Raw genomic sequence first — 10161 nt, 5'->3', positions numbered from 1 at the left:
CGCAGGGCGAGGGTGACACCGGCCAGTACGGGACGCTGCCCCCGCAGGGCGACGGTGACACCGGTCCGTACGCGGCGGTGCCGCAGCAGCAGTACGGCGAGTGGGACGGCACGCAGTACCAGGACCCCGCCTACGCGCAGTACCAGGACGGCTCGTACCAGGACCCCGCGTACGGCAACGTCCCGCAGCAGCAGCCCGACGGCTCCGGCGGCTACGACGCCTACGGCTATCCGCAGCAGCAGGGCGGATACGCCCCGTACGACCAGGGCCAGTACGGCAATGCGCCGTCGTACGACCAGGGGCAGTACGACGCCGGTGCGTACGACGGCACCCAGTACGGCGCACAAGGGGCGTACGACGGCCAGGGCGCCCCCGGCGGCCCGGCCGCCCCGTACGACCCGCAGAACCCCGACGAGAACCCCGCCCCGGGCCAGCACCCGTGGCAGACCGGCAACGCATCGCGAGGCGAGTCCGAGTGAAGTCCACCAGCAGCCTGTCCCTGATCGCGGGCGTCGTCGCCCTCGCCGCCGTCACCGGTTTCGCCGCCGTCACCGCCCCCGGCGACACCACGACCACCACGGCGAGGACGGCCGAGCGGCTGCCCGTGGAGCGCACGAGCCTGCTCTGTCCGGCGCCCGGCCTCTCCGACCTGGCCGAGACGGCGTACACCTCCTTCACCCCGCTCTCCGGCGGCGGCGACGCCTCCGGTCCGGCCGGCACCGCCGAACTCCTGGCGCCCGCCACGGCCAAGGCCGACAAGGGCGACAAGAAGGACAAGGACGCGAAGGACGACAAGGACAAGAAGTCCAAGACGGCCGGCCCGGACAAGCCCGTCGTCGCCCTCAAGGAGCCCGGCAAGCCCGGCACGGGGGAGGCCTCGGGCTCGGACGCCCCCGCCCTCGTCGGCACCGCCACCGGCCGGCTGGCTCCCGGCTGGACCACCCAGCAGACCACCACCATCGAGGCGGGCGACGGCCGCGGCCTGCTCGGCGTCAGCTGCACCGCGCCCGACACGGACTTCTGGTTCCCGGCCGCCAGCACCGCGAAGACCCGCGAGGACTACGTCCACCTCACCAACCCGGACGACACCGCCGCCGTCGCCGACATCGAGCTGTACGGCCCCGAGGGCACGCTGAAGTCCGACGTCGGCGAGGGCATCACGGTCCCCGCCGGATCCGGCGTCCGCGTCCTCATCTCGACGCTGACCAGCCAGGCCGTGGACGATGTGACCGTCCACGTCACCACCCGCACCGGACGCGTCGGAGCGGTCGTCCGCACCGCCGACGACAAGGCCGGCTCCGACTGGCTCCCCGCCTCCGCCGACCCCTCGGGCACCGTCGTCCTGCCGGGCATCCCGGCGGACGCGACCTCGGTCCGGCTGGTCGCCTTCGCCCCGAGCGACGACGACGCCGACCTCACGGTCAAACTCCTCGGCAAGACCGGCGCGATCTCCCCGGTCGGCCACGAGGACCTGCACGTCAAGTCACGGATGACCGCGGGCGTCGACCTGAAGGACCTGACCCGGGGCGAGGCCGGCTCCCTGCTCCTGACCCCCAGCGAGAAGGGCCGGGCCACCCCCGTCGTGGCCGCGCTGCGGATCGTGCGGGGCAAGGGCGACAAGCAGGAAACCGGCTACATCCCGGCCACCGGACCCGTCGGCGCGCAGGCGACCGCCGCCGACAACCGGGCCAAGGGATCGGTCCTCTCGCTCACCGCCCCCGGCGCCGCCGGCACCGTCAAGGTCACGGCCTCCGCGGGCAGCGGCGGCGGCACCCCGGTCAGCAAGACCTACCAGGTCCCGGCCGGCACGACCCTCGCCGTCACCCCGCCCGTCCCGGCCGGTCTCAAGGGCACGTACGCCCTCACCGTCCGCACCGAGTCGGGCGGCCCGGTGCACGCCGCCCGGACGCTGACGGTGCCGCAGGACGGCATCCCGATGTTCACCGTGCAGACCCTGCCGGACGACGGCGGCACGGTCGAGGTCCCGGCCGCCGAGCAGAACCTGTCGGTCCTGGACGACTGACACCACGCGGCACGCGCACGACGGGGCGCACCGGGAAGGGGCCCGCACGGTACGCGGACGGCTGGGCGGCCCTTCCTGGACCACCTGGTACGCATGACGGGTCGGCCCTTCATGGACCGTCCGGTACGCGCACGGCGGGTGGGCCTTTCCCGGACGCCCGGCACCTGCACGGCGGGGTGGCCCTACCCGGACTGTCTGGCACCTGCACGGCGGGGGCGGCCCTTCGGACCGCCCCCGCCGTTCGCGTACGGCCGGTTACTCCTGCCCGTACCGCGGGTCCACCGACTCCGGCGCCAGCCCGAGCAGCTCCGCGACCTGCTCCACCACGACCTCGTGCACCAGCAGCGCCCGCTCGTCGCGGTTCTTGGTGCGGATCTCGACGGGCCGGCGGTAGACGGCGATCTGCGCGGGCCGCTCCTTGCGCGCCGAGACCGCGCTGCCCAGCGGCACCGTCTCCTCCGACGTCTCCGGCACGTCGAGGACCACGAAGTCGACCTCGGCCAGCTGCGGCCACCGCCGCTCCAGCCGCTCCACCGAGTCCTGCACCAGATCGCGGAAACTGTCCGCCCTGCTGGCCGAGAGCGGCACCTGCGGCGGGGCTACGGGGCCGCGCATCCCCCGCCCGTGCCGGTCGCGGCGACGGGGACGGGGTTCGGGCGGGTGGGGAGGTACGGGACTGTCCATCACTGACGCAGCGTAACCCCGCACCACCGGCCCGGACCGCCGCTGCGCCGGACCCGGTCCGGGCACCTTTCGGCAGGACCCGATCCGGCCAGGAGGCCTCACGTTTTCGGCCCAGCTCCGCCTCGTCGCGACCCGGTCGCACGACGGGATTCACCCCGCGCGACGTCCGTGGCGACCGCCGCGCGACGGCGCGGACATCTCCTCCCGCCCAGGTCAGGGGAGTTGCCCGGAGGTCCGATGTGTCCGGTCTCACAGGCCGACACGGTGGGGTGAGCTGAGGGAGAGTCGTCGCAGCCCGTTCAAGAGTGCGGTACCGTCCAACATCGTGAGCCCTGTACGTCGCTGTTCGCGCACCGCGTGCGGCCGCCCTGCCGTCGCGACACTGACGTACGTCTATGCCGACTCGACTGCGGTCCTCGGCCCGCTCGCCACCTACGCCGAGCCCCACTGCTACGACCTCTGTGCCGAGCACAGCGAGCGCCTGACCGCGCCCCGGGGCTGGGAGGTCGTCCGGCTCTCCGATCCCTCCGCCCCCACCCGCCCCAGCGGTGACGACCTCGAAGCGCTGGCCAACGCCGTCCGCGAGGCGGCCCGCCCGCAGGACCGCGGCGACGGCACCCGGGGCGGCCCGCGCACGGCGGACCCGATGGAGGTCGCCCGCCGCGGCCACCTCCGCGTGCTGCGTTCGCCCGACTCCTGACCGCCGGCCGGGGCGCCCTCGGCCGCCGGGTAGTTTGGCGGTCCGAAGAAACCTCAGGAGGACCGGCCCGTGACCGCAGATCTGTCGCAGCTCGTGAAGGCGTACGACGTGCGGGGGGTCGTGCCCGACCAGTGGGACGAGGACCTGGCCGAGCTGTTCGGCGCGGCGTTCGTCGAGGTGACCGGCGCGGAGGCCGCCGTCGTCGGCCACGACATGCGCCCCACGTCCCCCGCCCTGTCCGGCGCCTTCGCCCGGGGCGCGGCGGCCCGCGGCGCCGACGTCACCCTGATCGGCCTCTGCTCGACCGACCAGCTGTACTACGCCTCCGGGGCGCTGGACCTGCCGGGCGCGATGTTCACCGCCTCCCACAACCCGGCGCGGTACAACGGGATCAAGATGTGCCGGGCCGGAGCCGCCCCTGTCGGCCAGGACACCGGTCTCGCCGAGATCCGCACCCTCGTCGAAGGGTGGTCGTCGACCGGCGCCCCCGCCCCGGCCGCGCGCACCGGCACCGTCACCCTCCGCGACACGCTCTCCGACTACGCCGCCCACCTGCTGTCCCTGGTCGACCTGACCCGGATCCGCCCCCTGAAGGTCGTCGTCGACGCGGGCAACGGCATGGGCGGCCACACCGTCCCGACGGTCTTCGACGGCCTCCCGCTGGACCTCGTCCCGATGTACTTCGAGCTGGACGGCACCTTCCCCAACCACGAGGCCAACCCCCTCGACCCCGCGAACATCGTCGACCTCCAGGCCCGGGTGCTCGCCGAGGGCGCCGACCTCGGTCTCGCCTTCGACGGCGACGCGGACCGCTGCTTCGTCGTCGACGAGAAGGGCGCGGGCGTCTCCCCGTCCGCGATCACCGCCCTGGTCGCGGCCCGCGAACTGGCCCGCAACGGCGGCACGGGCACGGTGATCCACAACCTGATCACCTCCCTGACCGTCCCGGAGGTCGTACGCGAGAACGGCGGCACCCCGGTCCGCACCCGCGTCGGCCACTCCTTCATCAAGGCCGAGATGGCCGCCCACGGCGCGATCTTCGGCGGCGAGCACTCCGCCCACTACTACTTCCGCGACTTCTGGAACGCCGACACGGGCATGCTCGCCGCCCTCCACGTCCTGGCGGCCCTCGGCGGCACCGACGAGCCCCTGTCGGCCCTCGTCGCCCAGTACGACCGCTACACCGGCTCCGGCGAGATCAACTCCACCGTCGACGACCAGCCGGCCCGCACCGCCGATGTGCGCGCCGCCTTCGCCTCCCGCGAGGGCGTCACCACCGACGACCTCGACGGCCTCACCGTCACCGGCCCCACCTGGTGGTTCAACCTCCGCCCCTCCAACACCGAACCCCTCCTCCGCCTCAACGTCGAGGCCCGGGACGAGGCCACGATGACGGCGGTCCGCGACGAGGTCCTGACCCTGATCCGCACGTCCGGCACCTGAACACACCGGTTGCGCGCCCGGCACCTGCCGGAGGCATGGCTGCCGTGTTCTGCGTGTTCTCCAGCCCCGCCGGCGTTTGAGGCGCGGGGTCCGGGGCAGCGCCCCGGTTACGGGAAGGGGCGGGGAGGGGACAAGGCCTGCCGCAGGCACCCACCCGCACCCACCCCCCGCCCCGCAATGCGCCCCGCCGCATCCGCGGAACCACCCGCCGGGCCGGGCCGCGCCCCCGCCACCCCGGCGGTAGGCTGACCTCGCCCGTTCCCCAGGGAACGAACACGACCAGCACCACACGGCACCGAACACCGCACGGCGACCGCCCGCACCACAGGCACCGCCCGCACCCGGCGCCACCGGCGCCCCGTCACACCCACGCCGCCCGACCGCTCGAAGGGACCCGCCCCATGCCGCTCGAAGCCGGCCTCCTGGAGATCCTGGCCTGCCCGGCCTGCCACTCGCCCCTCGACGACCGGTCGACGGCCGACAGCCCGGAACTGATCTGCACCGGCACCGACTGCGGGCTGGCCTACCCCGTACGGGACGGCATCCCCGTCCTGCTCGTCGACGAGGCCCGCCGCCCCGCGTAGTCCGGGCCCCGCCCGCACGGTGATCGGCACGTGATCGGAGGACCGTCCCCATGCTCGACGAGTCGTTGCTCGACGCCCCGGAAGCCCTGGCCCGAGCCGACCGCCGCGGTCTGCTCCGCGGCGCCGCCGAGGCCGGGGCCCGGGTCCGCACCGCCGCCCGGCACGCGGCCGAGGCCGGAATCACCGAGCTGAACCCGGAGGGCCGCCCGCGCGCCGTCCTGGTCGCCGGGCCCGGCACCGCCGCGACCGGCGTCGCCGACCTGATCGCGGCCCTGGCCGGCGCCTCCGCCCCGGTCACCCGCATCCACCCGACCGGCGTGGCGCCCGCCGCGGGCGCCCTGCGCTGGACGCTGCCGGGCTGGGCCGGTTCCGTGGACCTCCTCCTCATCGCCACCGCCGACGGCTCCGAACCGGGCCTCGCCCTCCTGGCCGAGCAGGCCTACCGGCGCGGCTGCACCGTCGTGGCCGTCGCCCCCCGCACCTCACCGCTGCGCGAGGCGGTCGACGGGGTGCACGGCCTCGTCGTACCGATGGCCTCCGCCCCGCACGGCGAGTACGACGCCGAGACCTCGGCCGCCGGCCCCGGCACCCTCTGGGCCCTGTTCACCCCGCTGCTCGCCCTCCTCGACCGCGTCGGCCTGGTCACCGCGCCCGCCGACGCGCTCCAGTCCGTGGCCGACCGGCTGGACCGCACGGCCGAACGGTGCGGACCGGCGATCGCCACGTACAGCAACCCGGCCAAGACCCTGGCCGCCGAACTGGCCGACACCCTGCCCCTGATCTGGACCGAGGGCGACACATCCGGGCCGGTCGGCCGCCGCTTCGCCGCCGTCCTGTCCGAACTGTCCGGCCGCCCGGCCCTCGCCGCCGAGCTCCCCGAGGCGCTGCCCGCCCACGGCGGACTGCTCGCCGGGGCCTTCGCCGCCGGAGCCGACCCCGACGACTTCTTCCGCGACCGGGTCGAGGAGTCCGAACCGCTCCACGCCCGCGTCGTCCTGCTCCGCGACCGCGCCGTCGGCGGCCTCAGCGCCGCACCCGCCGCCCGCGAACTGGCCCTCGGCCACGACACGGCGATCAGCGAACTGGAACCGGAGGAGGGCACCCGGCTCGAAGCCCTCGCCGAGCTCCTCGCGATCACCGACTTCGCCGCCGTCTACCTGTCGCTGGCCTCGGAAGCCCGCGCCTGACCCGCGCACCCCGCGACGGGCCGCGCCCGCGGTGCCGTCGCCCCACTACCTCGCCGCCACGAGATCCACGCAGCCCACCCCGCACGAGGACGAATTTCATGGACCGGCTCTCCAACACCGTGCGCCCCTACGCATGGGGTTCCACCACCGCCATCCCGGCCCTGCTCGGCATCGCCCCCACCGGCGAACCGCAGGCGGAGATGTGGATGGGCGCCCACCCCGGCGCCCCCTCCCGGATCACCCGCCCACGCCCCACCGACGGCCCGGCGGGCGGCCCCACCGACGGCTCCGCCCCGGCCGCCGAACAGCCCCTCAACGAGGTCGTCGACGCCGACCCGGTGCGCGAACTCGGCGCCCCCGCCGTGGAGAAGTTCGGCCCCCGGCTGCCCTTCCTCCTCAAGATCCTCGCCGCCGGCGCCCCGCTCTCCCTCCAGGTCCACCCCGACCTCGCCCAGGCGCGCCAGGGGTACGCCGACGAGGAACGCCGCGCCGTACCGCTCGACGCCGCCCACCGCATGTACAAGGACGCCAACCACAAGCCCGAGCTGATCTGCGCCCTCACCCCCTTCGAGGGCCTGTGCGGCTTCCGCAGGCCCGTCGAGGCCGCCGAGGCGATGGAGGAGCTGGGCGTCGACAGCCTCAAGCCGTACGCCGACCTGCTGCGCGCCCATCCGGAGGACGCCGCCCTGCGCGAGGCCCTCGGCGCGATCCTCGGCGCCGACCCCGCCCGGACGGCCGAGACCGTCGCGGCGGTCGCCGAGGCGGCCGAGCGCATCGGCGGCGCCCACGCCCACCTCGCCCGGCTCGCCCATCACTTCCCCGGGGACGCCGGCGTGGTCGCGGCGATGCTGCTCAACCATGTGCGCCTCCAGCCCGGCGAGGCACTGTTCCTCGGCGCCGGCGTCCCGCACGCCTACATCGAGGGCCTCGGCGTCGAGATCATGGCCAACTCGGACAACGTGCTGCGCTGCGGTCTCACGCCCAAACACGTCGACGTGCCCGAACTCCTGCGCATTGTCCGCTTCGAGGCGGCCGAACCGGGAATCCTGCGCCCCGAGGCCTCCCCCCTGGGCGAGGAGGTCTACGAGACCCCGATCGACGAGTTCCGCCTCTCCCGCTTCGCCCTCCCGCCGGGCGGCACCCCCGTGGACCTCACCGCGGCCACCCCGCAGATCCTGCTCTGCACGGCAGGCGCCCTGAAGGCCGGCGAACTCGCCCTCGGACCGGGCGAATCCGCTTTCGTACCGGCGGACGAGAGGACCGAAGTGTCCGGTACAGGTGCCTTGTTCCGCGCCACTGTGGTGGCCTGACGCACCGTCCGTCCCGGCGGCTGCAACAATGTCCGGCCGTACCGCGGCCGCCGGGGCCGCAGCACCGACGAAGGGACACCAGGCACCCATGAGTGCGTCAGGCGGAACCAAGGCGATCGTGGCGGCCCTCGGCGCCAACCTCGCGATCGCAGTGGCCAAATTCGTGGCGTTCCTGTTCAGTGGCTCGTCGTCGATGCTCGCGGAGAGCGTCCACTCGCTCGCCGACTCCGGCAACCAGGGGCTCCTCCTCCTCGGCGGCAAGAAGGCCCAGCGCGAAGCCACCCCCCAGCACCCCTTCGGTTACGGGCGCGAGCGCTACATCTACGCCTTCCTCGTCTCGATCGTGCTCTTCTCGGTCGGTGGCATGTTCGCCGTCTACGAGGGCTACGAGAAGATCAAGCACCCCCACGAGCTGGAGTCCTGGTACTGGCCGGTCGGCGTCCTCGTCTTCGCGATCATCGCGGAGGGCTTCTCCTTCCGTACGGCGATCAAGGAGTCCAACGAGTCGCGCGGCTCCCTCAGCTGGACGGACTTCATCCGCCGCGCCAAGGCCCCCGAGCTGCCCGTCGTCCTCCTGGAGGACTTCGGCGCCCTCATCGGCCTGGTCCTCGCCCTCGGCGGCGTCGGCCTCGCCCTCGGGACGGGCGACGGCATCTGGGACGGCATCGGCACCCTCTGCATCGGCATCCTGCTGATCGCCATCGCGATCGTCCTCGCGGCCGAGACCAAGTCCCTGCTGCTCGGCGAGGCCGCCGGCACCGACCAGGTCGACAAGATCAAGGCCGCCGTCGTCGACGGCGACACCGTCACCGGCATCATCCACATGCGCACGCTCCACCTCGGCCCGGAGGAACTGCTGGTCGCCGCGAAGATCGCCGTCCAGCACGACGACACCGCCACCGAGGTCGCCAACGCCATCAACGCCGCCGAGTCCCGCATCCGCGAGGCCGTCCCGATCGCCCGGGTCATCTACCTGGAGCCGGACATCTACAACGCGGCCGCCGCCGCGGCCGGCGTGAACCCCGCCAAGAACCCGGGCGGCACGCCGAACGGATCCGGCCACTGACGGTCCCGGATCCGCCCCGAAGCCGCTCCCGGCCCCGCTGGACTGGGAGCGGCTGGGCCGTTCGGTGTAGATTCGACGGCAGTGTCAGACGTCGCTGCTGATGGCGGTCGATCGGTCCGTACGCCGGACCGGCCGAGGGAGAGAGGGCCTCCGACGGACTGCGCTGCGAGCGGTCCGGGCATGTCTGTGCCCACCGCCGCAGAGCCGCCCTGCCCACCCTCGACCCCAATACGAGGAGCAGCCCGTTATGACGACGGTCGCCAACCGACAGGACTTCAAGGTCGCGGATCTCTCCCTCGCGGTGTTCGGCCGCAAGGAGATCACGCTCGCCGAGCACGAGATGCCCGGCCTGATGTCCATCCGCAAGGAGTACGCCGAGGCGCAGCCGCTGGCCGGCGCCCGCATCACCGGCTCGCTGCACATGACCGTGCAGACCGCCGTGCTCATCGAGACCCTCGTCGCCCTCGGCGCCGAGGTCCGCTGGGCCTCCTGCAACATCTTCTCCACCCAGGACCACGCCGCCGCCGCGATCGCCGTGGGCCCGAACGGCACCCCCGACGCCCCCGCCGGCGTCCCCGTCTTCGCCTGGAAGGGCGAGACGCTCGAAGAGTACTGGTGGTGCACGGAGCAGGCCCTGACCTGGCCGAACACCCCCACCGGCGGCCCCAACATGATCCTCGACGACGGTGGTGACGCCACCCTCCTCGTCCACAAGGGCGTCGAGTTCGAGAAGGCCGGCGAGGCCCCGGACCCGTCGACGGCGGACAGCGAGGAGTACGCGCACATCCTCACGCTCCTCAACCGCACCCTGGGCGAGTCCCCGCAGAAGTGGACCCAGCTCGCCTCGGAGATCCGTGGGGTGACGGAGGAGACGACGACGGGTGTGCACCGTCTGTACGAGATGCATCGTGACGGGACGCTGTTGTTCCCGGCGATCAATGTGAACGACGCGGTGACGAAGTCGAAGTTCGACAACAAGTACGGCTGCCGTCATTCGCTGATCGACGGGATCAACCGGGCGACCGATGTGCTGATCGGTGGCAAGACGGCGGTCGTGTGCGGTTACGGCGATGTGGGCAAGGGCTGCGCGGAGTCGTTGCGGGGTCAGGGTGCGCGGGTGATCGTGACGGAGATCGACCCGATCTGCGCGCTGCAGGCGGCGAT

Annotated in this window: 9 protein-coding genes and 1 pseudogene; 9 read left to right on the top strand and 1 reads right to left on the bottom strand. The window is 73.5% G+C overall.

All coding sequences use genetic code 11. The annotated features are described in order from the left end of the window. Both ACZ4FH_RS15120 and ACZ4FH_RS15115 read left to right on the top strand, forming a co-directional pair. Positions 1–479 (top strand): annotated as a pseudogene (locus ACZ4FH_RS15120) (family 2 glycosyl transferase); the annotation flags it as partial. After that, entirely contained in the window at positions 476–2023 is a 1548-nt protein-coding gene (locus ACZ4FH_RS15115; protein WP_467304935.1) for a DUF5719 family protein, read from the top strand. The pseudogene ACZ4FH_RS15120 and the gene ACZ4FH_RS15115, both read left to right, overlap by 4 nt. 255 nt (positions 2024–2278) lie before the next feature. On the opposite strand, the gene ACZ4FH_RS15110 is transcribed toward ACZ4FH_RS15115, so the two are convergent. Continuing rightward, positions 2279–2707, bottom strand: coding sequence for a metallopeptidase family protein (locus ACZ4FH_RS15110; protein ID WP_383648864.1), 429 nt, complete (start codon positions 2705–2707; stop codon positions 2279–2281). Positions 2708–3032: 325 nt separating this feature from the next. Here ACZ4FH_RS15110 and ACZ4FH_RS15105 point away from each other — a divergent pair, with 325 nt between their 5' ends. From ACZ4FH_RS15105 to ACZ4FH_RS15075, 7 genes are all read left to right on the top strand, one after another. Next, a complete protein-coding gene (locus tag ACZ4FH_RS15105) occupies positions 3033–3407 on the top strand; it encodes a DUF3499 domain-containing protein (RefSeq protein WP_383648862.1) in 375 nt (124 codons plus the stop codon). Positions 3408–3476: 69 nt separating this feature from the next. After that, positions 3477–4850, top strand: a complete 1374-nt coding sequence (locus ACZ4FH_RS15100) for a phosphomannomutase/phosphoglucomutase (RefSeq protein ID WP_467304932.1) — start codon at positions 3477–3479, stop codon at positions 4848–4850. A 401-nt stretch (positions 4851–5251) separates the two neighbouring features. Further along, complete coding sequence (locus ACZ4FH_RS15095; protein ID WP_383648857.1) at positions 5252–5434, top strand: Trm112 family protein; 183 nt, start codon at positions 5252–5254, stop codon at positions 5432–5434. Between the two features lie 50 nt (positions 5435–5484). Beyond that, on the top strand, positions 5485–6621 hold the full coding sequence (locus ACZ4FH_RS15090; RefSeq protein WP_467304931.1) for an SIS domain-containing protein: 1137 nt from the start codon (positions 5485–5487) through the stop codon (positions 6619–6621). A gap of 98 nt (positions 6622–6719) precedes the next feature. Further along, complete coding sequence (manA, locus tag ACZ4FH_RS15085; RefSeq protein ID WP_467304929.1) at positions 6720–7931, top strand: mannose-6-phosphate isomerase, class I; 1212 nt, start codon at positions 6720–6722, stop codon at positions 7929–7931. Positions 7932–8019: 88 nt separating this feature from the next. Further along, a complete protein-coding gene (locus ACZ4FH_RS15080) occupies positions 8020–8997 on the top strand; it encodes a cation diffusion facilitator family transporter (RefSeq protein ID WP_467304928.1) in 978 nt (325 codons plus the stop codon). A gap of 247 nt (positions 8998–9244) precedes the next feature. After that, positions 9245–10161, top strand: a 917-nt coding sequence (locus ACZ4FH_RS15075; protein WP_467304926.1) for an adenosylhomocysteinase, incomplete at its 3' end; no start/stop codon positions are given.

The organism is Streptomyces sp. NPDC024555, from assembly GCF_055559335.1.
The sequence above is the reverse complement of the archived record's forward strand: the minus strand, read 5'-3'. Positions and strand labels throughout refer to the sequence as shown.